The organism is Arthrobacter sp. ok362 (genome assembly GCF_900102785.1).
Classification (GTDB): domain Bacteria; phylum Actinomycetota; class Actinomycetes; order Actinomycetales; family Micrococcaceae; genus Arthrobacter.
In genome coordinates this window covers 39,319-65,443 of the sequence record NZ_FNGC01000005.1, presented here as the reverse complement: position 1 = coordinate 65,443, position 26,125 = coordinate 39,319, and the positions used below count along the sequence as shown (strand labels likewise).

24 protein-coding genes are annotated in these 26,125 nt (G+C 67.1%); 13 read left to right on the top strand and 11 right to left on the bottom strand.

The features are described 5' to 3' along the window. Positions 1-66 precede the first annotated feature (66 nt). Positions 67-660, bottom strand: a complete 594-nt coding sequence (locus tag BLQ10_RS08255) for a DinB family protein (protein WP_091560599.1) — start codon at positions 658-660, stop codon at positions 67-69. A 142-nt stretch (positions 661-802) separates the two neighbouring features. Between BLQ10_RS08255 and BLQ10_RS08250 the strand changes: the two genes are divergently transcribed. Beyond that, positions 803-1,219 (top strand): hypothetical protein, encoded by a 417-nt coding sequence (locus BLQ10_RS08250; RefSeq protein WP_091560596.1) that lies wholly within the window; start codon positions 803-805, stop codon positions 1,217-1,219. After that, complete coding sequence (locus BLQ10_RS08245; RefSeq protein WP_091560594.1) at positions 1,216-1,431, top strand: helix-turn-helix transcriptional regulator; 216 nt, start codon at positions 1,216-1,218, stop codon at positions 1,429-1,431. Before BLQ10_RS08250 ends, BLQ10_RS08245 begins: the two co-directional genes overlap by 4 nt. Here BLQ10_RS08245 and mscL read toward each other — a convergent pair. Continuing rightward, positions 1,428-1,925: a large conductance mechanosensitive channel protein MscL gene (gene mscL, locus BLQ10_RS08240; protein WP_254785472.1), complete on the bottom strand. Its 498-nt coding sequence runs from the start codon at positions 1,923-1,925 to the stop codon at positions 1,428-1,430. The two genes, BLQ10_RS08245 and mscL, sit on opposite strands and share 4 nt — an antisense overlap. Positions 1,926-2,123: 198 nt before the next feature. Between mscL and BLQ10_RS08235 the strand changes: the two genes are divergently transcribed. Next, the gene (locus BLQ10_RS08235; protein WP_091560592.1) at positions 2,124-3,206 is read left to right on the top strand and encodes an FUSC family protein; all 1,083 of its coding nucleotides are present in this window, start codon (positions 2,124-2,126) and stop codon (positions 3,204-3,206) included. Here the strand turns inward: BLQ10_RS08235 and BLQ10_RS08230 are convergent. Next, entirely contained in the window at positions 3,203-4,501 is a 1,299-nt protein-coding gene (locus BLQ10_RS08230; protein ID WP_254785471.1) for an MFS transporter, read from the bottom strand. The genes BLQ10_RS08235 and BLQ10_RS08230 overlap by 4 nt on opposite strands. 138 nt (positions 4,502-4,639) lie before the next feature. On the opposite strand from BLQ10_RS08230, the gene BLQ10_RS08225 reads away from it, so the two are divergent. The 3 genes from BLQ10_RS08225 (at position 4,640) to BLQ10_RS08215 (ending at position 7,222) form a co-directional block, all read left to right on the top strand. Further along, complete coding sequence (locus BLQ10_RS08225) at positions 4,640-5,419, top strand: IclR family transcriptional regulator (protein ID WP_091560588.1); 780 nt, start codon at positions 4,640-4,642, stop codon at positions 5,417-5,419. 93 nt (positions 5,420-5,512) lie between these two features. After that, positions 5,513-6,703, top strand: coding sequence for a 4-hydroxybenzoate 3-monooxygenase (locus BLQ10_RS08220; protein ID WP_091560585.1), 1,191 nt, complete (start codon positions 5,513-5,515; stop codon positions 6,701-6,703). Between the two features lie 126 nt (positions 6,704-6,829). Then, complete coding sequence (locus BLQ10_RS08215; protein ID WP_091560582.1) at positions 6,830-7,222, top strand: nuclear transport factor 2 family protein; 393 nt, start codon at positions 6,830-6,832, stop codon at positions 7,220-7,222. A gap of 54 nt (positions 7,223-7,276) precedes the next feature. Here BLQ10_RS08215 and BLQ10_RS08210 read toward each other — a convergent pair whose 3' ends face one another. The 5 genes from BLQ10_RS08210 to purB all read right to left on the bottom strand — a co-directional run bounded on the left by BLQ10_RS08210 (position 7,277) and on the right by purB (position 15,631). Further along, entirely contained in the window at positions 7,277-7,711 is a 435-nt protein-coding gene (locus BLQ10_RS08210) for an acyl-CoA thioesterase (RefSeq protein WP_091560580.1), read from the bottom strand. Positions 7,712-7,853: 142 nt separating this feature from the next. Then, positions 7,854-8,357, bottom strand: a complete 504-nt coding sequence (locus BLQ10_RS08205) for a GNAT family N-acetyltransferase (protein WP_091560577.1) — start codon at positions 8,355-8,357, stop codon at positions 7,854-7,856. A gap of 167 nt (positions 8,358-8,524) precedes the next feature. Continuing rightward, complete coding sequence (locus BLQ10_RS08200; protein ID WP_091560574.1) at positions 8,525-13,378, bottom strand: NAD-glutamate dehydrogenase; 4,854 nt, start codon at positions 13,376-13,378, stop codon at positions 8,525-8,527. Positions 13,379-13,520: 142 nt separating this feature from the next. After that, the gene (locus BLQ10_RS08195; protein ID WP_091560571.1) at positions 13,521-14,192 is read right to left on the bottom strand and encodes a histidine phosphatase family protein; all 672 of its coding nucleotides are present in this window, start codon (positions 14,190-14,192) and stop codon (positions 13,521-13,523) included. Continuing rightward, positions 14,189-15,631: an adenylosuccinate lyase gene (gene purB / locus BLQ10_RS08190; protein WP_091560568.1), complete on the bottom strand. Its 1,443-nt coding sequence runs from the start codon at positions 15,629-15,631 to the stop codon at positions 14,189-14,191. The genes BLQ10_RS08195 and purB overlap by 4 nt, the downstream gene beginning before the upstream one ends. A 228-nt stretch (positions 15,632-15,859) precedes the next feature. Between purB and BLQ10_RS08185 the strand changes: the two genes are divergently transcribed. Both BLQ10_RS08185 and BLQ10_RS08180 read left to right on the top strand, forming a co-directional pair. Continuing rightward, positions 15,860-16,201 carry a hypothetical protein gene (locus BLQ10_RS08185; protein ID WP_254785470.1) on the top strand — a complete coding sequence of 114 codons (342 nt, stop codon included), beginning with the start codon at positions 15,860-15,862 and terminating at the stop codon, positions 16,199-16,201. Continuing rightward, entirely contained in the window at positions 16,201-17,670 is a 1,470-nt protein-coding gene (locus tag BLQ10_RS08180) for an alpha/beta hydrolase family protein (RefSeq protein WP_175558527.1), read from the top strand. Before BLQ10_RS08185 ends, BLQ10_RS08180 begins: the two co-directional genes overlap by 1 nt. Here BLQ10_RS08180 and BLQ10_RS08175 read toward each other — a convergent pair. Continuing rightward, positions 17,621-18,007: a phage holin family protein gene (locus BLQ10_RS08175; RefSeq protein ID WP_091560566.1), complete on the bottom strand. Its 387-nt coding sequence runs from the start codon at positions 18,005-18,007 to the stop codon at positions 17,621-17,623. The two genes, BLQ10_RS08180 and BLQ10_RS08175, sit on opposite strands and share 50 nt — an antisense overlap. A 106-nt stretch (positions 18,008-18,113) precedes the next feature. Between BLQ10_RS08175 and BLQ10_RS08170 the strand changes: the two genes are divergently transcribed. The 4 genes from BLQ10_RS08170 (at position 18,114) to BLQ10_RS08155 (ending at position 23,191) form a co-directional block, all read left to right on the top strand. After that, on the top strand, positions 18,114-19,232 hold the full coding sequence (locus BLQ10_RS08170) for a histidinol-phosphate transaminase (protein WP_175558526.1): 1,119 nt from the start codon (positions 18,114-18,116) through the stop codon (positions 19,230-19,232). A 147-nt stretch (positions 19,233-19,379) separates the two neighbouring features. Beyond that, positions 19,380-20,654 carry a thiamine pyrophosphate-dependent dehydrogenase E1 component subunit alpha gene (locus BLQ10_RS08165; protein WP_091560562.1) on the top strand — a complete coding sequence of 425 codons (1,275 nt, stop codon included), beginning with the start codon at positions 19,380-19,382 and terminating at the stop codon, positions 20,652-20,654. After that, positions 20,654-21,634, top strand: coding sequence for an alpha-ketoacid dehydrogenase subunit beta (locus BLQ10_RS08160; RefSeq protein ID WP_091560560.1), 981 nt, complete (start codon positions 20,654-20,656; stop codon positions 21,632-21,634). Before BLQ10_RS08165 ends, BLQ10_RS08160 begins: the two co-directional genes overlap by 1 nt. Positions 21,635-21,643: 9 nt before the next feature. Beyond that, entirely contained in the window at positions 21,644-23,191 is a 1,548-nt protein-coding gene (locus BLQ10_RS08155) for a dihydrolipoamide acetyltransferase family protein (RefSeq protein WP_091560558.1), read from the top strand. 229 nt (positions 23,192-23,420) lie between these two features. Here the strand turns inward: BLQ10_RS08155 and BLQ10_RS08150 are convergent, their stop codons facing one another. Next, the gene (locus BLQ10_RS08150; RefSeq protein WP_091560555.1) at positions 23,421-23,759 is read right to left on the bottom strand and encodes a hypothetical protein; all 339 of its coding nucleotides are present in this window, start codon (positions 23,757-23,759) and stop codon (positions 23,421-23,423) included. A gap of 243 nt (positions 23,760-24,002) precedes the next feature. On the opposite strand from BLQ10_RS08150, the gene BLQ10_RS08145 reads away from it, so the two are divergent. Next, on the top strand, positions 24,003-25,613 hold the full coding sequence (locus BLQ10_RS08145) for an AMP-binding protein (RefSeq protein WP_091560553.1): 1,611 nt from the start codon (positions 24,003-24,005) through the stop codon (positions 25,611-25,613). A gap of 4 nt (positions 25,614-25,617) precedes the next feature. Here BLQ10_RS08145 and BLQ10_RS08140 read toward each other — a convergent pair whose 3' ends face one another. Continuing rightward, the gene (locus BLQ10_RS08140; RefSeq protein WP_091560550.1) at positions 25,618-26,046 is read right to left on the bottom strand and encodes a universal stress protein; all 429 of its coding nucleotides are present in this window, start codon (positions 26,044-26,046) and stop codon (positions 25,618-25,620) included. Positions 26,047-26,125 lie beyond the last annotated feature (79 nt).

Genomic DNA, 26,125 nt, shown 5'->3' with positions numbered 1-26,125 from the left:
CCGGGTTGCCGCCGGGTGACGGTTTCGGACCGGCACTTGGACCAGGACAGTGCAGGAGAGGACTCGCTACAGGCCTGGTTCACCCTCCGAGCCGCGTTGCAGCAAGTGACGGTGCGCGTAGAGGTCGCGGAGCAGGGCGACCTCGGCCAGGTGATGGATCGTCTCGCGGTTGATGTGCAGGACCAGTGCTGCCATGGGTGCATCGGCGAACGGACCTTCGGCCGCGCCGCAGGGTGCCCCCAAACCCGCCTCGTCAAGGCTCTTCACGCCCTGGATCCACCGGGCGTAATACTCGTCCAGTTGGGCCAGTGCCAGGGCCGCAGTGCCTGGGTAGGCGAAGTTCTGGTAATCCACTGCAGGACCGTCAAAGTGCGATGCCGTGCGCGCGCCCAGCACGCCGACCAGAATGTGGCACAGGCGCCAGGCAATGGTCGTCACCGGAGCCGGAACGGGCTCCGGGTAGCTGAAATCAATGGTGAAATCACCCGTACCCGGCGCGGTCGGGGCCGTTGAGGCGTCCCTGTGTCGGAGACTCCAGCCCGGAACCGGCTCCCAAAAATACTCGTCGTCAGTCAACCCATCCAGCCTCGGGCGGGCCTGATTGGCAAAATGCCAGTCCAATTGATCCACCAGCTCGTGGTTCCAGTGAACATCCGGCATGGTGTTCCTCCTCGGCATCCAGGCTCGCGTGGCGGGGGCGTCTACATCAAAGTACTCCGGACCTCCTGCCCGCCATAGAGCCGGCCAAATATCAATGACAAGCGTCCTTGACAGGGCTGGCGCATGACTCCAAGATAGAGCCATGACAAACAAACTTGACAGCAAGGATCGTAGCGAGGGCGATCGCGAGAAATCCCGCGCGTATCAACGTGAATTTTGGCCTGGCATACTCGCTTACGCGGTGGTGCTCGTCGGCGTGCTGGTGTGGGGGGGCCTCGACGGCGATAGTCCGTGGCGATTCCTCTGGGCGGTCCTGCCGGTGATTCCGGCGTTGTGGATCGTGCGCGCCGTGCTGCGCCATGTGCGGCGGATTGACGACTACCAGCGGCTGCTCCTGCTGCAGGCGCTCGGGGGAGGGTTTGCCGTCGCCATGATTGCTTCCGTGACCCTGGCCTTCCTGGAGATCGCCGGGCTCAGCATTTCTGGAGTCGGGTGGATCATCTACGGCGCAGGCATGCTCGGGTGGATTATCTCCGGCGCGGTCGTTGGAAGACGATGAAAAACCAGCTCAAGTCACTGCGGGAGGGCCGCGGCTGGACCCAGGGTGCACTCGCTGACCGGCTCGGCGTCTCACGGCAGACCGTAAACGCGCTGGAAACAGGCCGCTACGACCCCGCTTTGCCACTGGCCTTCCGTATCGCCCGGCTCTTCGGTCAACCCATTGAGTCCATCTTTACCCCGCCCGAGGAACAAGAAGTCCCAGAGTCTTAAGCTTGGCGGCTTGTGACTCCGGCAGGGACGGCCGACGGCGTGTTCCCGGCCGGATGCTCCGCGACGCCGGCGCGGCCGCCGTCGGACACCGGACCGGCCAGGTTGACGAGAAGGTCGCGGATCTCGGCCAGCAGCGCGGTGTCGGCCGGGATCGGCTCTTCCGCGGGCTCGGCTGCGCTGAGCCGGTGCTTGACCATTCGGTTGATCCGGTTCATGGGGGCCACGAAGATGAAGTACACCACCGCGGCGGTAATGAGGAAGGTCAGGAAGGCCGTCACAACGGCGCCGATGTTGACGAAGGTCTTGTCGTTGCCCGGCCAGATGTGGAAGCCCAGGCCCTGGGTCTCGACGCCGCCGGCAGCAGCGAGGATCGGGTTGACGATGTTTGTGGTGAAAGCGCTGACCAGGGCGGTGAAGGCGGTGCCGACCACGACGGCGATGGACAGTTCGATCACGTTGCCACGCAGGATGAAATCCTTGAATCCTTTGAGCATGGGGAACCTCCGGTGTACGTTGCTGGCTTGACTCAACCGATAGACGCTACCACTTCGCGGGCGTCCGGCAGATCCCGATCAACGGGACTCGATGCTGCAGCTGCGGGGTTCCGGAGTAACATCCAGCGTGGATGCCAGTGACGCCGTCGTACCACTCCGACCGCTGCGAAAGGCCCCCCGACCCGTGAAGACAAGCCCGTGAAGCTGTTCTCCGAGATGTTCACCATCGCCCCGGGCAACAAGGACCACCAGGTCGCCCTGCGCTGCGCCGTGGGGGTCTTTGTTCCGCTGATCACGCTGGTGCTGCTGGACCGCCTGGATCTGGCCATCTTCGCTTCCTTCGGCGCCTTCACCGGGATTTACGGCCGGAATGAGCCGCACGCCAGGCGATTGACCCTCCAGGTGCGGGCCGGTGGGCTGATGCTGCTGGTGATGTTCCTGGCCGCCCTCACTGAGCGTGTGGACGCTCTTGCCGGGCTTTCCGCGGCAGGCGCTGCCTGGGTCCTGGTGGTGGCCACCACGGTGATCGCGTGGGGCTGCTCCCTGGTTGTCGCGTGGTGGCGCCTGCGTCCCGCGGGCTCGCTGTTCCATATCTTTGCGTTCGCGGCCATCGCGTCAATCCCCAACCAGCCGCCGCTGTGGCAGTGCATGCTCGTCGCGGTGCTCACGGTCGCTCTCTCCCTGGTGATCGGCCAGTCCTCGCGGGTGGCCCGGAGCCACCGGACCCCGTGGGTGAATCCTAGGCCCGCGGCCCTCACGCCGGAGGAGAAGCGCACCGCGTGGCACGAAAGCGCGGGCTACCTCGTGGCGGCAGGGGTGGCAGGAACGCTGGGTACCCTGGCCGGGGAGTGGCTTGGAGTTGGCCACAGTTACTGGGCGATGGTGGCCGCCGTCGTTCCGCTCGTGGGTCACACCACCCGGCACCGCGTCAGCCGCGGCCTGCAACGCATCGCGGGCACCGCTTTGGGGCTGGTGCTGCTCGCCGGAATCCTGCTCCTGCAGCCGACGCCCTGGCAGACGGTGCTGGTGATTGCCGCGTGCCAGTTCGGCGCCGAGATGTTCATCGCCCGGCAGTACATGCTGGCGCAGGTTTTCGTCACGCCGCTGGCGCTGACGTCCACGCTCCTCGTGGCACCCGTGCCGCCCGGCATCCTGCTCCGCGACAGGATCGTGGAGACCATCATCGGCGCCGCCGTCGGCATCGCCGTCGTGCTGGCGCCCGGCGCGTGGCGCCGCCTCAGGGGCTGCCGCGGGACGAGGACCCCCGGGCGCTTCTCCTAGGAGCGCCCGACGCTGGCGCCGGTGCGGGACACTGCCGCGACGGTCTGCGGGACGAAGGCGAGGGCGAGGACCGCCAGGACTGCGGCGGCGGCGAAAACGTAGAAGCCCCACGGGTAGGCAATGCCGGCGGCGACCAGCGCGCCGGTGACGGCCGGGCCCAAAATGGCTCCCAGCCGGCCTACGCCGGCGGCGAAGCCCAGGGCGGTGCCGCGGAGCCGGACCGGGAAGAGCTGGCTGACCCAGGCGTAGACCAGGACCTGGGAGCTGAAGACGAACACGCCGGTGACAAAGACGGCGGCATAGAGCACGACTTCGTTCTGGATCTGGATGCTGAGCGCGGCGAGGAACACGGCGGAGAGGCCAAACCAGAGCAGGACGATCCTCTTGGTGCCGTGCCGGTCCGCCAGAACCCCGGCGATCAGGAGGCCCACAACAGCGCCCACGTTCAGGACCAGGAGCAGGGCGAGGCCGGCGTTCAGGCTGTAGCCGGCGGAGGCCATGAGCTGCGGCAGCCAGGTGTTCAGGCCGTAGACCAGCAGCAGCCCCATGAAGGACGCCACGGCCACGCCGGCTGCGATCAGCGGGTAGGGCTTGCGGCCCAGATCCCGGAAGCTGGCGCGTTCTTCCGCCGGTGCGGCCACAGCCGCGGCTTCCGCGCGGACCGGGGCGCCGGCCGGTGAGGCGGCCGCCGGGGACTTGGCGGCTGCGGGGATGTGGAGGACCGGCGGGAGGGTTTCCGGAAGCTTAAACCACAGGAGAGGGGCCAGGGCAAGGCCGGCCAGGCCGCCCACCACGAACATGGTCCGCCAGCTCGGAATCACCATGAGGGCCAGGAACGCCGTGGCCACGGCGCCGACGTGGTATCCGGTCATGGTCCGGGTGGTGGACTTTCCGGCCGTGCCGGCAGGGGCGTAGTCGTTCATGTAGGCCAGCGCGGCGGGCAGGCAGGCGCCGAGGCCGAGGCCGGCAAGCAGCCGGAATGTGCTGAACCAGGCCACGTTGGGCGCGAAGACGACGGCGATCGTAAAGATGGAGAACCAGCTCACGCAGGCCACCAGCAGGTTCCGCCGGCCCAGGCGGTCCGAGAGCGGGGCGATGAAGAGTGCGCCGAGCCCCACGCCCACCAGGGAGATGGTCGCCGCGAATGTCGCTCCGACTGCGTCGAAGCCAAGTTCCTGCGACTTGATTAGGGTCGGAATGACCGTGCCGAGGACCACCAGATCAAAGCCGTCCAGCACCATGGCCAGCCAGCAGAGCCACACGGGCCACCGTGATTTGTTACCCAATGACGACATTGACATTGCTACCTCAGCGATATTCTTTACGTGATTCCGTGTGCCCGGCCAGTGTTGGCCAGCCTCTTCTATTGTGAGAGTTCTATCACCCGACCGTGTTGCGTGGGACACTTAAAACCATTCAATGGAAGGAGCGTCGTGGCCAATTCGAACTCCGGCGATTCGGTGGTGGACCGGATCCTGCGGCTGATTGCCGCCTTCCCGGAGGGTGTCACGGCTCTGCAGCTCTCGGAGCTGGCCGCGAGGGCGGAACTCCCGCTGACCACCGCGCACAGGCTCGTCCGGCAGCTGGCCGGGCACGGCCTGCTTGTGGTCGGTCCCGGCGGGTCCGTCAGCCTGGGCCTGCGGCTCTGGGAGCTGGCCAACCGCAGTTCCCCCACGCTTGAACTCCGCCAGGCCGCCCTGCCGTTCATGGAGGACATCCAGCAGGTGCTCAACCAAAACGTGAACCTCGCCGTGCTGGAAGGCCGGGAAGCGCTTTTTGTGGAGCGGATGTCCCGCCGCGGCTCGGTCGCCAACCGTGCGCAGGTGGCCGGCCGGATGCCCGTGCACGTATCCTCCGCCGGGCTGGTGCTCATGGCCAACCAGCCCCGCAACGTCCAGGCCGAGTACCTCGAAGGATTCAGCGATCCGACCGGACGGCTGGCCCCCCAGGACCTCCGTGCGCTCCTTGGCGAAGCTGCCCACCAGGGGTATGCGCAGCTGGCCGGCGTCGTAGACCCGGACACGTGGGGGATCGCCGTGCCCGTGCTGGACCGCAGGAAACGCGCCGTGGCGGCCCTCGGCGTCGTCGTTCCCCTTCGCGAAGTGCGCCTGCAGGCGCTCGTTCCCGCCCTCCAGACCGCAGCCCGCGGGATCGGGCGGCGGCTTGGCGAGCCCCGCGAGAGCCCCTCATTCCATTCAGCGGAATTCATGTAACGCGCATCACGCCCCGCCGAGCACACTGTTAGCCAGAAGACGAAAACGGCCCCGGCTCTGAGCGCCCGGGCCCCGCAACGAAGCGAGACGCACATGGCACAGCGAAAAGTCATCACCACCCAGGTAGCCATCATGGGTGCCGGCCCGGCCGGGCTCATGCTGTCCCACCTGCTGGCCAAGGCAGGCATCGAATCCACCGTCCTGGAGCTCCGCAGCCACCAGGAGATCTCAGAGACGGTCCGCGCCGGCATCCTGGAGCACGGCTCGGTCAACATGCTCGTCGACAGCGGCGTCTCCGACCGCGTGCTGCGCGACGGCGACCGCCATGACGGAATCGAACTGCGCTTCAACGGCGAAAGCCACCGGATCGACTTCCAGGACCTCGTCGGGGAATCGGTCTGGCTCTACCCGCAGACGGACGTGTTCCTGGACCTCTCCGCACGCCGGTTGGCCGACGGCGGGGACGTCCGGTACAGCGTCACGGACACCACCATCCATGACATCGAAGCCAAGCCCAAGGTCTGGTTTACGGATGCGGACGGCGTCGAGTACGAACTTCAGGCCGACTTCATCGCCGGCGCGGACGGTTCGCGCAGCCACTGCCGCGTCCAGATTCCCGAGGCGCAGCGCAAATGGTACTTCCACCAGTACCCCTTCGCCTGGTTCGGCATTCTGGCCGAGGCGCCGCGCAGCTCCGACGAGCTGATCTATGCCAACTCGGAGAACGGCTTCGCCCTGATCAGCCAGCGCACTGAGACGGTCCAGCGGATGTACTTCCAGTGCGACCCCAACGAGGACGTCAACAACTGGGATGAGGGCCGCATCTGGGACGCCTTCCGCAGCCGCGTCAACGGCAACGGCTTCGAGGTCAAGGAAGGGCCGGTGATCGACAAGACGGTCCTGAAATTCCGCAGCTTTGTCCACGCCCCCATGCGGCACGGCAACCTGTTCCTCGCCGGAGACGCGGCGCACACCGTGCCGCCCACCGGGGCCAAGGGCCTGAACCTGGCGCTGAACGACGTCAAGGTCCTCTTCGAGGGCTTCGACAGCTTCTACTCCACCGGCTCCACCGTGCTTCTGGACGCCTACAGCGACCGCGCCCTGAACCGGGTGTGGAAGGCCCAGCAGTTCTCCTACTGGATGACCTCCATGCTGCACACCCACGCCGACGCCGACGACTTCTCCCGCGCCCGCCAGCTCGGCGAGCTTCATTCCGTGGTGTCCTCCCGCCACGGCCGCGCCTACCTCGCGGAGGCCTACACCGGCTGGCCGGGAGCCCGCTAGGCACACCCGCGGGGGCCGGCCGGGCACCGGCGGCAGTGGATATTTCCATCGACAGGCACCGGGGCCAGGACTACCCTTGAACCGTCCCAGCATGATCCGACAAGGATGACGGAGGCGTGACTGATCATGGGAACCGCAGAGAATGTTGAACTGGTCCGGCAGGGGTACGCGGCCTTCAACTCAGGGGATATGGCGACGCTCAGCGACCTGTTCGCGGAGGACGCAGTCTGGTACGCAGCCGGAAGCGGCGTGCTGTCCGGGACCAAGCAGGGCCGGGACGCAATCATGAGCTATTTCGGCGAGCTCGGCGCCCGTTCCCAGGGTTCCTTCCAAGCGAACCTCCAAGACGTCGTCGGCGGTGAAAAGTACACCGTGGGGATCCAGCAGACCCAGGCCCAAGGCAACGGCAAGACAATTGACCTGGCTACCGTCATCACGTTTGTGGTCCGCGACGGAAAGATCGCCGAAGGGCGGGAGTACTTCGAGGACACGGCCAAGGCAGACGATTTCTGGACCTGACCGAACGGCACCGTCCGACGGCGGCGTGCCAGGCGCCGACGTGACAGGCGCGGCCTAGTCCTGCTCCAGGGTCTCGGTCAGGTGATGAGTCGGAATCCGGTCCCGGTCATAGGTGATTTCGGTGTAGCCGTGCGGTTCGGGCTTCCCGGACGGGCTCAGGTTCACGAAGACAATCTCATCAATGGTGAGGATGCTTCGGCGCGTGATCATGTTCCGGACTTCGGCGCGCATGGTCAGCGACGTCCGGCCGAAGCGGGTCGCGGTCAGGCCCATTTCGATCAGGTCGCCCTGGACGGCTGAGCTGACGAAGTTGATTTCGGAGATGTACTTGGTGACCGCCCGGCCATTGCCCAACTGCAGGATGGCGTAAATGGCCGCCTCCTCGTCGATCCACTTCAGCAGGCTCCCGCCGAACAAGGTGCCGTTGGCGTTGAGGTCCTCGGGGCGCACCCATTTGCGGGTGCGGAAGGTGATGTCGGCCGATTCCATAGTGCGAGGTTAGCCGACTACGTGACGGGCGGCGCTGTGTGACGCAGCGTTGTGGCACGGCACGGCACGGCACGGCACGGGCACCGGCGGTGCTGGCAGTTCCACTTCCGCCGCCGGCGCCGGTCTGCGTTGCCGCCCGCCCTCAGGCCATCGCGGTGTGCGCGGCGCTGTGCGAATCGATCGGCTTCGCGTAGCAGTACGAGTGCACCACGCCGACATACGGCCCGAAGTTCGGCACGGGCACAAAACCCGAATTCTCGTAGAACTGCCGGCCGTCGGTCTGCACCGAGCCGGCCTCCGCCGTCAGGGTGGTGACCCCCAATGCGTGGGCGTGGGCTTCCAGCGCCGCGAGGATGGAGCTCGCTACCCCGGAGCCGCGGGTGTAGGGCAGCACATAGAGGCGCTTGATTTCGGCGGTCAGGGCGTCCAGCATGCGAAGGCCGCCGCAGCCGACCGGCTGGCCCGAGGCCTTGTCGTGCGCCACCAGGAACACTGCCGTGTCCGCTTCCGACGGCGGCGGCCCGGGTTCGTGGTCGGGCCGGCCGAAGCGCGCCTCGAGTTCTGCCTGTTGGGCGGCCCTCAGGTCCGCGCCGACGGGGTTCGCCCAAGTGACCTGACGGATGTTGAGCCGCGGGTTGGTCTGCATCACTGCCTCGATTCGCCGAAGTGCTATGCAACCTAAGGCTAGGCACCAGCCGTTTCGGGTGTGTTTCATGCCGGTAAGCGTCGGGAGAACTGTGGATGGATGGATGGATGGCAGTGCAGTTGCGGCTTCCAACTCGACTTCCGGGTGGACCTGGCGAAGGCCACAGTCTATCGGCGCACCATTGTCCTCAGGAGCTTCAACGCCACAGAGATCGAGGCGATATCCACCTGGCCCGGTTTGGTGACTTCCGCGAAGGTGTCCTTGATACGTACCAGCTGCTCCTGGTGGCCGCGTTCCCACACCACGATGCGCTCCACGGCATCGGACGTGCCGGCGTCTGCGGCACTATGGCCCTGGGTGGTCTCCATCACCGAGACAGTCATGTCCGCCACGGCGGAATACACATCATCGCGCAGGGCGGCCCGCGCGAGGGCGTCCCAGCGGCTCTGCCGCGGCAGGTCGGTGATGCTGAGCAGCAGGTTCGCGGCGCCGATTCGCTGGAACACCGCGTAGTACACGTCGGCGATGGTCGCGATCGGTTCGCGCACCTGTTCGGAGATTACGGAGATGTCCAGCAGCCCGAAACTCTCCAACAGGTCCGAGGCGCGCAGGCCCAGCTCACGGGGCATCCCGACGGCGTCCCAGTGCCCGAGCGTCTCTTGCACGCGGTCCAGGTCCGAGCCGCGGAGGTAGTCCACTGTGCGGGTCCGCAGCAGTTCCATTGTGGGCTGGATCCTGCCCAAGGCCGTGTCCACCGGCTGGTCGCGATGGTCGTGAGTCACGTACCACCGCGTTGCCCGGTCGAGGACCCTGCGCATGTGCAGGGTCGCTTCGGCGACGTGTTCGTTGGGATATCCGGCGGGCAGTGCGGCCAGCCGGTTGACGATCCACGGCAGGTCGTAGGCTTCCCGCGCCACCACAAAGGCCCTGGCTACACCGGCGGCCGTCGCAGTGGTTTCCTCGATGGCGCGGAAAGCGAACGTGATTCCGCCAAGGTTGACCATGTCGTTGGCCACGACTGTGCAAACGATCTGGCGGCGCAGCGGATGGGCCTCCAACTCTGCTTCAAAGCGTTCGGACAGCTGGCGCGGGAAATAGCCGCGGAGGACGCGCCGGAACCACGGGTCGTCGGCAAGGTCGCTGGAGTTGAGCTCCCCTGCCAGTTCGATCTTGGCGTAGGCGGCCAGCACCGACAGTTCCGGCGCGGTCAGGCCCTCACCTGACCGCAGCCGTTCCCGGAGTTGTTCGTTGCTTGGCAGGCCCTCCAGCCTGCGGTCAAGGTCGGTGGCGTTCTCGAGCCAATCCATGGTCCGTTCGAAGCCCGGGCTCCACTCCCGCACCAGTTGCCGGTCGTTGAAGAGCAGGACATTCTGGTCCGCGTTGTTGGCTAGGACAAGACGGGCCACCTCGTCCGTGATGGAATGCAGGAAGCCGGTGCGTTCCGGCGACGCCATCTTTCCCGCCGCGATCATCCGGTCCACGAAGATCTTGATGTTCACCTCATGATCCGAGCAGTCCACGCCCGCTGAGTTGTCGATTGCATCGGTATTCAGCAGGACGCCGGACAGGGCGGCCTCAATCCGGCCGAGCTGCGTGATTCCCAGGTTCCCGCCCTCGGCGACGATCTTCGCCCGCACCTCATTGCCGTTGACCCGGACGGGGTCGTTCGCCTTGTCGCTAACGTCCGCGTTGCCCTCCGACGAGGCCTTGACGTAAGTTCCGATGCCGCCGTTGTACAGAAGGTCCACGGGCGCCCGGAGGATGGCCTGAAGCAGTGCGTGGGGTGGCAGCGACACGGTACCCGGGTCCAGGCCGAGAGAGCTCCTGACCTGTTCAGTAATGCTGATGGACTTGGCCCGGCGGGAGTGGACACCACCGCCCTCGCTGATCAGCGCTGGATCGTATTCCGCCCAGGATGAGCGGGGGAGGGCAAAGAGCCGCCGCCGTTCCTCGAACGAAGCCCCCGCATCCGGCGCCGGGTCGAGGAAGATGTGCCGGTGATCGAAAGCCGCCACCAGTCGGATGTGACGGGAGAGGAGCATCCCGTTCCCAAAGACGTCGCCGCCCATATCGCCGATGCCGGTAACGGTGAAGTCCTCTTCCTGGCAGTCCATGCCGAGTTCGCGGAAATGGTGTTTCACCGATTCCCAGGCCCCGCGGGCCGTGATGCCCATCTGCTTATGGTCATAGCCCACGGTCCCGCCGGACGCGAAGGCATCGCCCAGCCAGAAGTCGTACTCCTCGGCCACCGCATTCGCGGCGTCGGAAAATGACGCCGTTCCCTTGTCCGCCGCCACCACGAGGTAATAGTCGTCGTCGTCGTGCCGCACCACGCGCGCCGGAGGCACCACTGTTTCGCCGTGCGCGGTGGTGACCAGGTTGTCGGTTACGTCCAGCAGCCCGCGGACGAAGATCCGGTAGCACTCCAGGCCCTCCGTCAGCCAGGCGTCGCGGTACAAGGAGGGGTCCGGCAACTGCTTGGGATAAAAACCGCCCTTGGCGCCGGTGGGCACGATCACCGAGTTCTTCACGTTCTGCGCCTTGACCAGGCCAAGGACCTCGGTACGGAAATCCTCGCTTCTGTCGGACCAGCGCAGCCCGCCCCTGGCCAGTGCCCCGAAGCGCAGGTGGACGCCTTCCACGCGGGGCGAGTACACCCAGATTTCGTATTTTGGACGGGGAAACGGCGCACCCGAGATGGCGGAAGGCTTCAGCTTGAAGCTCAGGTGGGGCCTCCCCTGGAAGTAGTTTGTGCGGAGCGTGGATTCCACCAGGTTCATGAAGGTGCGCAGCAGTCGGTCGGCGTCGAGGACGGGAATGTCGTCGATCGCGTCCAGCAGATCCCTTCGGGCCGCCTCGGTGTCCCCGAACCGGCTTGGCGCCTCCAACTCGGGATCGAACTTGGCCCGGAACAGTGCCAGGAGCGCGTGGGTTGCCCTGACATTGACCAGCAGGGTGTCGGCCATAAAGCCGTAGGAGGTCGTTGTGCCCAATTGCTGCAGGTACTTGGCATAGCTGCGCAGGATGGCCGCCTGGCGCCATTCGATGCCCTCCCGGAGTACGAGGCCGTCAAAGCGGTCCGATTCCGAGTCCCCACGCATTGCTGCTCCGAAGGCATCCCCCAGCAGCCCGCTGGTCCGGCCCGGATCCACGCCGGCTGGGTACCGGACACCAAGGTCATAAAGGAACAGAGGCCCGTCGCTCCCGCGCATCACATCGAAGGGCCGTTGATTCAGCACCTCCAACCCGAGGTTGTGGAAAAACGGCAGGATCCGCGTCAGGCTATGGGCCTTGGTTAGGTAAAGCCGGATCCGTGCGTCTTCGGCCAGCGTCGGGGAGGCATCGGCGCGGACATATACGGAAAGCTGCGGATCGTTCAGCGGCCGCCCGCCCATGCCGTCGAGATCGAACTCCTCAAACCGTCTGATGTCCTCAACCGCGTCCTCGACTTCGAAATCAGCCCGGTAGCTGGCCGGGAAGGCGGCCGACCACAGGGCCGACAACCGGGTGGCCTCCGCGGACGGCAACCCGTCACGGAGCGCTTCGTCCAGGCCCTCGGCCCAGGTTCGCGTCGCGCTGATAATGCTCCGCTCCACTGCAGCGGGATCGACGTCGGGCATCCCGCCGGCTGGCAGCAATATCCGGAAGAACACGCGGGCCATCGGGGATTCACTAAGCCTGACTTCGAACTCGAGCGAGGAGGACCTGAAAGCCTGTTTAAGCTCGTGTTCAATCCGAAGACGGATGGCCGTGCTGTACCTGTGCCGGGGGAGGAACACCAAGGCGGTCATGAAGCGCCCGTAACTGTCAGCGTGCAGGAATACCCGTGTCTGATGGTGGGCCTGCAGGAGCAGGATCTCACGGGCAAGCCCGGAAAGTTCATCGAGGTCCCGGTGGAACAGCTCGTCCAAGGGGAAGGACTCGAGGACGGTCAGAAGCTGCTTGCCAGGGTGGGAGGCCCCGGTGAAGCCGAAGCGCTCCTGGACGGCGCGTACCTTGTCCCGGATGACCGGGATGCGCCGCACGGACCGGCCCGTGGCGCCCGGGGTGAAGAGGCCAACAAACCTGACTTCTCCCGTGGCCGTCCCGGCGCTGCCAAAGGTCCCGATGAGGATTTCATCCAGGTAAGCCGGGCGGGGGACGGACGATCTCAGATCCGAAATGGAGATGGTGAGGACCTGCGGATGGGGCAGCCCCGTGACGGGCTGGCGGGCCTCCGGCCGCCCGTCCCTGAGTAGGCCCAGCCCCGCGCCGGGCCGCAACGACACAACATCCGGGCCCTCCGTCGAGTATTCATATTCGCTGTATCCCAGGAACATGAAATTGCCGCGGTCCAGCCAGCCCAAGAGCTCACCGAGCTGCTCCGGAGTTGGAACCATGCCGGCGGGCAGCCGGTCCAGGGAGTTGATGGCGCGGGCGAGGCTGGCGTGGATGGCGGAGCTGTCATCAGCGACCAACTGGACGTCCGCCAGGACACGCCGCACGCTGTCGGTGAGCTCCGCGATGGCATGCGACCCCGGCAGTCGGCCTATCTCCGCCGCCACCCAGGTTTCGGATCTCCAGCCCGGCGGGTCCTGGGCGGTGCCGGTCGCCGCGGCGCCCGGGATGCCGGCGATTCGGCCCGCCGGCCCGGACTGCGATAACCCATGCCGTACTTCCAGCAACCGGTCCGTCGACGGATCCCGCCGGACCAGAAAATTGGGATGCACCAGTAATCGGATTGACTCGTTTTGGCGGGCCAGCTCCGCAGTGAGCGAATGGAGCAGGTGCGGAATGGCGTCGGCAACCACCAGGAGGACGCTGGCATCCCTTTCGTTCAGGACGTCGACGGCCGCGTAGCCTGCCCGGCGGCTGTCCGCCAGCGCAGCATGTCGCCTGGCCCTCTGCTCCAAATTTTCGGGACTGTAGCCTTGCAGGTCCTCGGGCGCAGTGTGCTCGTAGTACGCCGCGAGGAACTGTTCATCGATGCCGGGGAAGACGCCGCCGGGCGCATGCCCCGGGTGTACCGATTTGCCTGACATGACCCTGCGCCTCCATTGCGCGGATCAACCGCATGTCGCGGCCGACCATCCTGCACCCACGCCTGTTTTCATCATCGCCGCGTTCCGGTGGGCAGTCCAGTCCCGGCAATCAGGGTACGCCGCGCCGGGGTCGGACCGCCTACTACGCCGGACGGCCGGTGGGATCCTCCGCCGTCGGGTCCGCCAGCGCCAGGCCGCCCACTGGGCTGTCGTCCCAGTGGATGAGCTCCCAGCCGCTGTCAGGATCGCCCTCCAGCGCAACGATTCCGGTATTGTCCAGCACGTGCCTGATGGCAAAGTCCGGTCCGATGTTGCCCGCCCGCAGGCCGGCCCATACCCGGATGGCTGCGCCGTGGCTGACCACGGCTACGGACCCTGTGCTTCCCGCTCCGTTGACCCGTGCCGCTACATTGGCCATCGCGGCGTCGTAGCGCTCGAAGAAATCCCGGCCGCTGGGACCGGCGGGCATCCGGCGGTCCAGGTCGCCGTCCGCCCAGGAAAAAATGGTGCCCATATACCGCTTGTGCGATTCGTGGTCCGTCAGCTTCTCCAGTGCCCCGGCTTCGATCTCGTGAATGCCCTGCAGCACCTCGGTTTCCAGCCCATGCACCCGGGCGAGGGGTCCGGCCGTGATCTGCGTCCGGATCAGGGTGGAAGCGTAGAGGGCATGGATCCGCTCGTTCGCCAGGGCGCGGGACAAGGCCTCAGCCTGCCGCTCCCCGAGCTCGGTCAGCCCGGGCCCAGGGTGGGCGGTGTCCAGCTGGCCGAGGACGTTCCCGGGCGTCTGGCCGTGCCGGATGAGCAGGAGCCTCATTTGAGGTGGTCCACCAGCTGGTCCGCGATGCCCGTGTACTTGCCCGGGGTCAGGGCCAGCAGCCGGGCTTCGGCGTCGGGGGAGAGGCCGAGGCCCTGCACGAATTCCTGCATCCGGGCGGCGTCCACGCGCTGTCCGCGGGTCAGGTCCTTGAGCCGCTCGTACGGGTTCTCCATGCCTTCGACGCCGGCGATGGCCTCGGCGCGCATGACCATCTGGATGGCCTCGCCGAGGACTTCCCAGTTTGTGTCCAGGTCAGCGGCCAGCACGTCCTCGGCAACCTTGAGCCGGTCCAGGCCCTTGGCGACGTTCGAGATGGCGAGCAGCGAGTGGCCGAACGCCACGCCGATGTTGCGCTGCGAGGAGGAGTCGGTGAGGTCGCGCTGCCAGCGGGAGGTGACCAGGGTGGAGCCCAGCACGTCCAGCAGGCCGGAGGAGATCTCGAGGTTGGCCTCGGCGTTCTCGAAACGGATCGGGTTCACCTTGTGCGGCATGGTCGAGGAGCCGGTGGCGCCTGCCACCGGGATCTGGACGAAGTAGCCGATCGAGATGTAGCTCCAGATGTCGGTGCAGACGTTGTGCAGGATGCGGTTGAAACGCGCGACGTCGGCATACAGTTCGGCTTGCCAGTCGTGGCTTTCGATTTGGGTGGTGAGCGGGTTCCAGGTCAGGCCGAGGCCTTCGACGAAGCCCTTGGAGACGTGCTCCCAGTCGGCGCCCGGGACGGAGGCAACGTGGGCGGCGTAGGTGCCGGTGGCGCCGTTGATCTTGCCGAGGTATTCGGTCCGGGCAATCCGGTCCAGCTGCCGGTTGAGCCGGTGCGCAATGACGGCCAGTTCCTTGCCCAGCGTGGTGGGCGTGGCCGGCTGGCCGTGGGTGCGGGAGAGCATCGGCACCGCGCGGTTGTCCTCGGCCATGGCGCTGATCTGGGCAACGAGGGCGCGGGCCGCGGGCAGCCACACGTCCTCCACGGCCCCCTTGACGCCCAGGGCGTAGGAGAGGTTGTTGATGTCTTCGGACGTGCAGCCGAAGTGCACCATGGCGGTCAGGTTGTCGATCCCGATGCCGGGCAGGCGGCGGCCGATGTAATACTCGACAGCCTTGACGTCGTGCACGGTCACCGCCTCGATCTCGGCCAGTTCGGTGACGGAACCGGCGTCGAACTCCGTGACAATCGCGCGCAGTTGCTGCTGCTGTTCCGCAGTGAGCGGGCCGGCCCCGGGCAGGACGCTGTTGCCGGTGAGGTGGATCAGCCACTCAACCTCCACCGCCACGCGGTCGCGGTTTAGGGCCGCTTCGGAAAGGTAGTCCACCAGCGGCGCGACGGCGGACTGGTAGCGGCCATCCAGCGGACCGAGCGCGATCTGGTGGTCGGACGCGGCGAGGGCCAGGCGTCCGGACGGCGTGCGGGTATCAGCTGTGGCGGCAGTTTCAGGCATGTGCCGATTCTTTCACGAAGTGCCACCGGGCCTTAAGCGCACCTGTCCTTATGACATCGCCGTGTGACTTTGCCCGGCCCGTACGGGACGGCGTCCGGGGCGTTGTCCACATAGCCCGGCGGCGCTCTTTGGTCGGTCCTGGCTGCCCGTTAGCGTCGGTTCATGAGTAGTTGGATGTCGCAGAGTAGTTGGATGTCGCAGGGCAGTGGGATGGCGCAGAGTAGTTGGATGTCGCAGGGCAGTGGGATGGCGCCCGGAGCGGCAGCCAGCGTGGCTGTTTTTGGCGTGACGGCCGCCGATGCCCTCGAGTGCGCTTCGCGCAGTTATGAAGTCCAGCAGCTCGCTGGGCGCGTTGCGAGGTGCGCCGATGAGGCGGATGCGGTGCTCTCCGCCCTCGCCCGACTTGAGCTGCAGACGTGGCAGTCACCGGCCGGCCGCGCTTACCGGTTGGCATTGTCCCTGCACGCGGCCGCGCTGCGCCGAAGCCGGGACTCCCTGCTCGATGCTGTTGCCGTGGTGCTCCGGCACGCCCGGAACGTGGCGCGGCCCGCGGACCGGATGGGCCCCTGATGGCGGAGGTGACTCCGGCAGGCTCCGGCGGCACCCCCGGGGTTTCGGCGCCGCCGGCCGACGGCAGCCTGCGAATCCGGGGCGGAATCGGCGGGGTGAGCTTCCAGTTTGAGGAGTTGCTGGCCGGTGCTGCCGCGCTGGACGGAGTGGTCCGGCAGTTGCAATCGGTTGAAGTGGAGGCCGACGCCGCCCGGCGCGCACTCTTCCCCTATCAGTTCGATTCCTACACCAGCGGCAGCGACGCCATCATCGCCGTGGGGGAGGCCGGCCGGGACATCGGCCGCGTTCGGTCACAACTTCAGCGCATCGGCGACGACGTCCGCGCCAGCCACCGCGAGTACGAATATGCCGAAGCCCGGAATGCCCTGCTGCTGCGGATGGGGCTTCACCGCTCCGAGTACGGCGCAGCGCCGGAGCCCTTCGCCCTGCCGGGGGTGCGCGGCATCGTTGAAGACTGGATCGCCATGGCGCCCCGGAATCTCGCCGTGCTGCTTGGCCTGCCCGGGCCCCTGGCCGCCGTCGCCGGAGCCCTGAGCGGGCCCACTGACATCCGCCGCCTGGTCCGGGACGCCGCGGACGCGCCGGGACTCGCGTTCCTCAAGCCCCGGCCTGTCAGCATCGTGGGCCGGGAGACGTTTTCGGCCGACGTCGACCTCTCACCGGCGGGGCTGTTGCGGCGGGCCGGAGCAGTGGGGGAGCAAGGTGGCCGGATCGAGGTCATCGAGGTCGACGGCGGGACCCGGCCCGCGTGGGTGGTGATCATCCCCGGAACCCAACAGGGCGGCCTGCCGGAAGGCACCAACCCCTTTGACCCCGCCGGAATCGCCGAAGCACTGGGCTACGACTCGGCATGGACGGCAGGCGCTATCCGGCAGGCTTTGCAGCAGGCCGGAGCCGAGGCCGGCGATCAGCTCGTGGCTGTTGGCTACAGCCAGGGCGGGATCCACGCGATGAACCTCAGCAAGGACCGGGCTGTCCTGGCCGAGTACGATCTGAAATTCGTGCTGACCGCGGGCTCGCCGGTTGGCGGTATCAGCCCGGGACCGGGGATCCGCAGCCTGCACCTGGAACACGAGCAGGACTGGGTGCCGGGAGCGGACGGACTGGCCAACCCGGACACCAGGGACCGGGTGACCGTGACCCTCACCAACCCGCTGGCCGTGGCGCCGCTGCAGGACTTTGGCCTGGGTCCGGGGCACCGGCTGGAGAATTACGCGGAGGGTGCCGCGCTCGTCTCGGCGAGCCGGGACAACACGCTGCAGGACTCCACAGCTGCGCTGGCCGCAGTGGTGGGAACCGGTGGGGCCGCGACGGTGACCCGGTTCTCGCTCCGGCGCGAGGACCGGCCGGCACCGCGGGGAACGCCAGCAGCGCCGGGACCGCCCGCGGCTCCTGGACCGCGGCACGGCCCGGGAGCTTCTAGCGGTCGAGGGCGGGAAGGAAGCTCGCCACGAGGGACACCAGGCTGATGATGATGGCGGCGAACACCGCGGTCCAGAAGAACGAGTCGATGGTGAAGTGCACAGTGGTGTAGCTGCTGATCCAGGACGTCAGGCAGAGCATCGCCGCGTTGATGACCACCGTGAACAAGCCCAGGGTGAGGATGGTGATCGGCAGCGACAGAAGGCTGACGATCGGCTTGACGAACGCATTGACCAGGCCGAAGATCAGACCGATGAACAGGTAGCCCAGGACGATGCTGATGGTGCCGTCACTCTGGGTGGAAATATCCAGCCCGGTGAGGATCCAGCAGGCGATTGCCAGGGCCAGCCCGTTGATGATGACTCGTACGATGAATGAGCGCATGGCCCCATGCTGTCATACGCCCGCGGACAGCGGCAGGGACCATATTCCCCCTTGCGGCAGCGGCCATCCCCCAACAGCGGCAGCGACCCGAAGTAGGCTAGTTGGCATGACTTCATCAGAGAACCCGGCCGGGGGCATCAGGCCCCGTCCGGTGGTAGACCTCCTCCCCCGCTACGCGGCCGGAAAGCCGCCCGTCCCCGTGGAAGGCCTGGTCAGCTACAAGCTGTCCTCCAACGAAAACCCGTTGCCCCCGATCCCTGCAGTGCAGCAGGCCATCGCGGCGCAGACCGACTTCAACCGCTACCCCGATCCGCTCAGCAGCAAGCTGCGCGAATCGCTCGCCCGCTTCCTGGATGTTCCCGCCGAGGACATCGTCACTGGTGCCGGCAGCCTGGGCGCACTGAACCAGCTGCTGACCACCTTCGCCGGCCAGAACGACGACGGCAAGGCCGACGAAGTCATCTACGCCTGGCGCTCGTTCGAGGCCTACCCGATCTGCGTCGGACTGGCCGGCGCCGAGAGCGTCCGGATCCCGCTGACGGCCGACGGGCGGCATGACCTGGACGCCATGGCTGCCGCAGTGACCGCGCGGACCCGGATGATCCTGCTGTGCACACCCAACAACCCGACCGGGCCCATCCTGACCACCGAGGAAACGGAGCGCTTCATCAAGGCCGTTCCGGCCGACGTCGTAGTGGTCATCGACGAGGCCTACCAGGAATTCGTGCGCGCCGGCGAGGCTGTGGACGGCATCGCCATGTACCGCAAGTACCCCAACGTCGTCGTCCTGCGGACGTTCTCGAAAGCGCACGGCCTCGCCGGACTCCGCGTGGGCTACAGCGTCTCCCGGCCCGACCTCACGCAGCACCTGCGGGTCGCCGCCACACCCTTCGCGGTGTCCCAAATCGCGGAAACGGCTGCCGTGACGTCGATCGAGCACTTTGCTGACGTTGTAGAAAGGGTACAAAGCCTGGTGGACGAACGGGACCGAGTCACGGCCGGACTGCAGGAGCTCGGATGGTTCGTTCCGGAGGCCCAAGGTAACTTTGTCTGGCTCAATCTGGGCGCAAACAGCGCGGAATTCGCCGCCCTGGCGGCCGAGCGGGCATTGTCCGTGCGCGCCTTCGGCAACGAGGGCGTCCGAGTCAGCATCGGCGAACCGGAAGCCAACACCCGGTTCCTGGAGCTCTGTGCGATCTATACAAAACCGCCACGGCGTTCCTAGCGCTTAACACGGCACGTTCAGTCCGCCCCGTGCGGATACAGTAAGGACCAGTAAGCCAAAATATATGCCGGACGCGGAATGTATTCCGTATCCGGCATATATCCCAGCGATTGCGGCGCATTCGGATGCGGCAAGCAAGGAGACGGTATGGGCGCCACACATCTGCCCTCTACCGAGTTCGACGGAACCGAGATGGATGACCAGCTCGAGGCGGAGGCCGAGGCCCAACTGGGCGCCCCAGCCGAGCCGATGGTGCAGTTGCTGGGCCCTGACGGCACTCTGGGCTCGGACCCGGTTTTCTCAAAGTACGCCGAGAAGCTGGATCCGGACACGCTGCGCGGCTTCTACGCGGACATGGCCAAGATCCGCCGCTTCGACGTGGAAGCCACCGCACTGCAGCGGCAGGGCCAGCTGGCCCTGTGGGTCCCGCTCACGGGCCAGGAAGCCGCCCAGATCGGCTCCGGCCGGGCCAGCCAGCCGCAGGACTACATCTTCCCGACCTACCGCGAGCACGGCGTGGCCCTGACGCGGAACGTGGACCTGGCCGAGCTGCTGCGTCAGTTCCGCGGCGTCTCCAACGGCGGCTGGAACCCGAAGGACACGAACTTCCACCTCTACACGCTGGTCCTGGCCGCTCAGACTCCGCACGCCGTCGGTTACGCCATGGGCATCCAGCGGGACCAGAAGCTGGCGGCCGCCAACGCCGCCAGCGCGGAAGCGGGACAGGCCGTGGAGCCCAACGCTGCCGTCATGGTGTACTTCGGCGACGGCGCCAGCTCCGAAGGGGACGTCCATGAATCCATGGTGTTCGCCTCGTCCTACCAGGCGCCCGTGGTCTTCTTCTGCCAGAACAACCACTGGGCGATCTCCGTGCCGAGCTCCGTGCAGACCCGCATCCCGCTCGCCAACCGCGCCAAGGGCTACGGTTTCCCCGGCATCCGGGTGGACGGCAACGACGTGATCGCCGTCCACGCCGTCACCGAGTGGGCGTTGGAGCAGGCCCGCGAAGGCAACGGTCCGGTGCTGATCGAGGCGTTCACCTACCGGGTCGGGGCGCACACCACGGCCGACGACCCCACCAAGTACCGTGGATCCGCCGAAGAGGGCCTGTGGCGGGCCAAGGACCCGCTGGCGCGGCTGGAGAAGTATCTCCGGGCCGAGGGCCTCGCGGACGACACCTTCTTCGAGCAGGTCAAGGCCGACGGCGACGAGCTCGCAGCCTATGTCCGCAAAACCACCTACGACCTCGAAACCCCGGACATCCGGACTGCCTTCGCCAACACTTATGTGGAGGCCCATCCGCTGGTGGCCGAGGAACTGGCCTGGTTCGAGGAATACAGCGCAGGGTTCGCCGACGCCGAAACCGCACAGGCAACATCAGATCCGGCACAGGCTGAGCAGACAGACAGGGCGGCCCAGTAATGACCACCATGACCATTGCGAAAGCCATCAACGAGGGGCTGCGGGCCACGTTGAACAAGAACCCCCGCTCGCTGCTGATGGGCGAGGACATCGGGGCCCTCGGCGGCGTCTACCGGGTCACCGACGGTCTGATCGCAGAGTTCGGCGCCGACCGTGTTGTGGATACCCCGCTGGCCGAATCCGGCATCATCGGCACCGCGATCGGCCTCTCCCTGCGCGGCTACCAGCCGGTCTGCGAGATCCAGTTCGACGGCTTCGTGTTCCCTGGGTTCAACCAGATCACCACCCAGCTGGCCAAGATGCACTCCCGCAGCAACGGCAACCTGACCGTTCCCGTCGTCATCCGCATCCCGTACGGCGGCGGCATCGGCTCGATCGAGCACCACTCCGAATCGCCGGAGGCGCTGTTCGCCCACACGGCCGGACTGCGCATCATCACGCCGTCCAATCCGCACGATGCCTACTGGATGATCCAGCAGGCCGTCGACTGCCAGGATCCCGTCATCGTTTTCGAGCCCAAACGCCGCTACTGGCTCAAGGGCGAGGTCGACACCGAGACCCCCGGCGCGTCCGCGGACCCTTTCAAGGCGCACGTGCTCCGCGAGGGAACCGACGCTACCGTCGTCGTCTACGGGCCGCTGGTGCCCGTGGCCCTGGCAGCGGCGGAGGCCGCCGCCGAGGACGGCCACAGCGTCGAGGTGATCGACCTCCGCTCCATCTCGCCGATCGATTTCGACACCGTCACGGCATCGGTCCAGAAGACCGGCCGGCTGATCGTGGCCCACGAGGCCCCCACCTTCGGCGGGATCGGCGGCGAAATTGCCGCCCGGATCAGCGAACGGGCGTTCCATTCGCTGGAGGCTCCTGTCATCCGCGTCGGGGGATTCCACATGCCCTATCCCGTGGCCAAGGTCGAAGAAGACTACCTGCCGGACATCGACCGCATCCTTGAGGCGCTGGACCGCGCCCTGGCGTACTGACGAGGACCCATGACGCTCAACAAGTTCAACCTTCCCGACGTCGGCGAGGGGCTGACGGAGGCAGAAATCGTCGCCTGGAAGGTCAAGCCCGGCGACACCGTGGCCATCAACGACGTCCTGTGCGAGATCGAGACGGCCAAGTCCCTGGTGGAACTGCCCTCGCCCTTCGCGGGGACCGTCACGGAGCTGCTGGTTCCCGAGGGAGTCACGGTGGATGTCGGCACGCCGATCATCAGCGTGAGTGACGCCGTCGCCGCCCCGGGGCCGGCCACGCCGGCACCTGCCGCCCCGGCATCCCCCGCCCCGGAGCCGGCCGCCGCGGCGCCCATGTACGGCACGCTGCAGGCTGACACGTCCGACGCCGGCGAAGCAGCCGGGCGCCCGGCGGGCGGCCCGCTTGTGGGCTCCGGTCCCAAGGCCGACGCCGTCAAGCGCCGCCGGAGGATTTCCGCCCCCGCCGCCACCTCGGCCGCTGGCAACGAAACCCCGGCAGCCGCGGCCGGCCCCGGCGCTGCCGCCCCGGTGTTCGAACCGGTCGAGGCCCACGACATCCGGATCAGCCCGGACGCCGCCGGCCGCCCGGCTGCCGAAACCGCCGGGCCGGCCGACACCGTTGACCCGCGCCCCACGTTGGGCGGTGCCATCAGCGGCCTGGTCGGCAAGGTGCTGGCCAAGCCGCCGGTCCGCAAGATCGCCCGGGACCTCGGGATCAACCTGGCCGACGTTGTGCCCACCGGCGCCCGCGGTGAGGTGACCCGCGAGGACCTGGTGAGCTACCAGGCCCAGCGTGACGCCGAGGTGGACAAGGCTGACTCGTTCTGGGGCAAGTCCGGCCGCCCGCAGGACCAGCGGATCGAGCGGATCCCGGTCAAGGGGGTCCGCAAGGCCACCGCGAAAGCCATGGTCGAATCGGCGTTCGCGGCGCCGCACGTCAGCATCTTTGTCGACGTCGACGCCAGCCGCACCATGGAATTCGTCAAGCGCCTGAAGGCCTCGCGCGACTTCGAAGGCATCAAGGTCTCCCCGCTGCTGATCCTGGCCAAGGCGGTCATTTGGGCCGCGGCGCGAAACCCGAGTGTCAACGCGACGTGGGTGGACAACCCGGACGGCAGCGATTCCGCGGAGATCCACGTCAAGCACTTCATGAACTTGGGCATCGCGGCCGCCACCCCCCGCGGACTGATGGTGCCGAACATCAAGAACGCCCAGGACCTCTCGCTCAAGCAGTTGGCCCTGGCCCTGAACGAGCTCGCCACCACGGCGCGGGCAGGCAAGACCCAGCCCGCACAGATGCGAGGCGGCACGCTCACCGTGACCAACATCGGCGCCCTCGGGATCGACACCGGCACGCCGATCATCAACCCGGGCGAGGTCGCGATCGTGGCGTTCGGCACTATCAAGCAAAAGCCCTGGGTCCTGGACGGCGAAGTCATTCCGCGCTGGATCACCACCCTCGGCGGCTCCTTCGACCACAGGGTGGTGGACGGTGACCTTTCGGCCCGTTTCATGGCCGACGTCGCCGCCATCCTGGAAGAGCCGGCACTGCTGCTGGACTGACCCGGCCCGCGGACCGCAGCCCGCTGCGCTCCTGCCCAGTTACTTCGGTTCCCGCAGCCCTGCACCCGCGGGATACCGCGGGTTCCCCGGCCGCCGCGACGTCCCGCGGGCCGGCAACTGGGACGGAGCGTTCGACCCGGGCCGCGGCCAAGAGGCAAACAAAGAACCCCGCCGCTGAGGCATTCAGCGGCGGGGTTACGTCAGTATCAGGCCGGTCTGCCCGGGCGGCTCAGTTTCCCGAGTACGCCGTCAGCATCTGAATCAGCGCGGGATCGCCGCTCATGCCTGCGACGGCGGCCGAGGCGGCAAACATCAGGCCCGCGAGCACCACGCTGCACGCGCTGATCCCGGTGAGGAACTTCCAGTCCTCACGGAGCACGCTGCGCAAGGTGTCGGGCATACGCAGGCCCGGGGCAATCAAGTTGGGGGCGCTGTCTGTTGATCCGTCGTCCAGGAACGCAACAACACGGCCGGCACTGCGGTCCACGCGCATGGCGCTGATGTGGTTGCCGTGCCGGGCCAGCAGGATGTCGTGGCCAACCAGCTGGCGGCGCTGAAGAGTGATCATGGGGTTCCCTTGGGTAGGTGGGTTCTCGGCTGTCCGCACCATCGCAGGGCACTTCCCATTTTATCGAGCCGGTCCCTTCCGGGAGGCTCACTGGACGGTGAGGCTGCCCACGGGAGGGGGTGATCCTGATCAAGTTCGATACACGGTCAAGTCCGCGCCGTCGCGCCCCGGAGATGCGCCCCGGCATTAGAGTGACACCAGCCGCCGACAGCCCGGGCGGACGCGGATCAAAGGAGATGTTGCGTGTTTTCAAGCCCGTACCCCGACGTCGATGTTCCCAATCTCGGCATTTACGACTACCTCTTCGGCGCTCTGGCAGAGGAGGACCTGGACCGGGTCGCCGTCGTCGACGGCGCCAGCGGTGCGGAAACCACTTACCGGGAGCTCCGTGGGCAGATCGATGCCCTCGCCGGTGCCGTGGCCGCCCAAGGTCTCGGCGTCCACGGGGTGGCAGCCATCCTGTGCCCCAACGTTCCCGCCTTTGCGGCCGTCTTCCACGGTCTGCTCCGGGCAGGCGCCACGGTCACTACCATCAACTCGCTGTACACGGCGGACGAGATCGCCAACCAGCTCACCGACGCCGGCGCCGGCTGGCTCTTCACCGTCTCGGCGCTGCTGCCGGCCGCCCGGGAGGCCGCCCTAAGGACCGGGATCCCGGCGTCGCGGCTCGTGGTGCTCGACGGCGCCGACGGCCACCCCTCGCTGGGTGACTTGCTCGCCATGGGCGCGCCGGCGCCCCGCGTCTCGTTCGATCCGGCCACGCATGTGGCCGTGTTGCCTTATTCGTCCGGCACCACGGGCCGGCCGAAGGGTGTCATGCTCAGCCATCGAAATCTGATCGCCAACGTGGAACAGTCCAGGGGGCTGCTCGGCGTCGGACCCGAGGACCGGCTCCTGGCGCTGCTCCCTTTTTTCCACATCTACGGGCTGACCGTGCTGCTGAACCTCGCCCTGCGCCAGCGGGCCAGGCTCGTCACGATGCCCAGGTTCGATCTGCCCGAGTTCCTGCGGATCATCCAGGAGCACCGGTGCAGCTACCTGTTCATCGCACCTCCCGTGGCTGTGGCGCTGTCCAAGCACCCGCTGGTGGCCGAGTACGACCTCGGCTCGGTGCACACCACCCTCTCCGGCGCGGCGCCGCTGGACGGTGAGCTCGGCACCCGCCTGGCCGAACGGCTCGGCTGCCGGGTTCTGCAGGGCTATGGCATGACCGAGATGAGCCCGGTATCGCACCTCATCCCGCGCGACGGCCGCGGCGTCCCCGTCAGCTCTGTGGGCTACACGGTGCCGAACATGCAGTGCCGCCTCGTGGACCCGGCCACGGGGGAGGACATCCCCGTTCCCGCAAAAGGAACCAGCGCGCCGGGGCACCTGTTGTGCCGCGGGCCAAACGTGATGCTCGGCTATCTCAACCGGCCACAGGAAACCGCAGACACCCTGGACGCGGACGGCTTCTTGCGCACCGGGGACATCGCCACGGTGCGGGCGGACGGGGTTGTGACGATCGTGGACCGGCTCAAGGAACTGATCAAGTACAACGGCTACCAGATCGCCCCGGCGGAGCTGGAGGCGCTGCTTCTCACGCACCCCGGCATCGCGGACTCAGCGGTGATCGGATCCCTCGACGCCGACGGCCAGGAAGTGCCCAAGGCGTTCGTGGTCCGCCAGCCCGGCGCGGACGGCGATGCCCTGGATATGGCGGGCGTCATGGACTTCGTGGCGGCCAAGGTGGCGCCGTTCAAGAAGATCCGCCGGGTCGAATTCATCGAGGCCGTGCCGAAGTCCGCCTCAGGGAAAATCCTGCGCCGGATGCTCCAGTCCGCAGAGCCAGCCGCTGTGCCAGAGAAGCGGTAGCGCCTTAGTCGGCGTCGGTCTTGGCGATGTAGACGTCGCAGGGGGCGTTGTGGGCCACGCTGTTCGCAACGCTCCCCAAGACCCGGCCGATCCCGCTCATGCGGCGGTTGCCGACCACGATCATCCGGGCGCCGGTCCGTTCGGCTTCCCGGATCAGGGCCTCGGCGGGCTTGCCCCGGGCGGCGGCATGGGTGACGGTGGTGTCCGGGCGGCGCAGGCCGTCCGCCACCGTCCGCGCGACCTTCTCCGCGTTGCCGGCGTCGGAAATGATCCACTCGTCACTGCCGCTGCCGAAGACCTGGGTCCTGTCGCTGTCAAAGGCGCTGACCACATGAAGTGTCGCCCCCATGGAAACTGCGAGGTCGCGCGCGGTGTGCGCCGCCCGCAGGGCAGTTTCACTGCCGTCGACGCCGACAACGATAATTCCGGTCATGGACTGCTCCTCTTTCAACGAGTAATGCTGTTCAATGTGCCTGTTCGATGGGCCCTGCGGCTTAACGACTAGTGCTGTT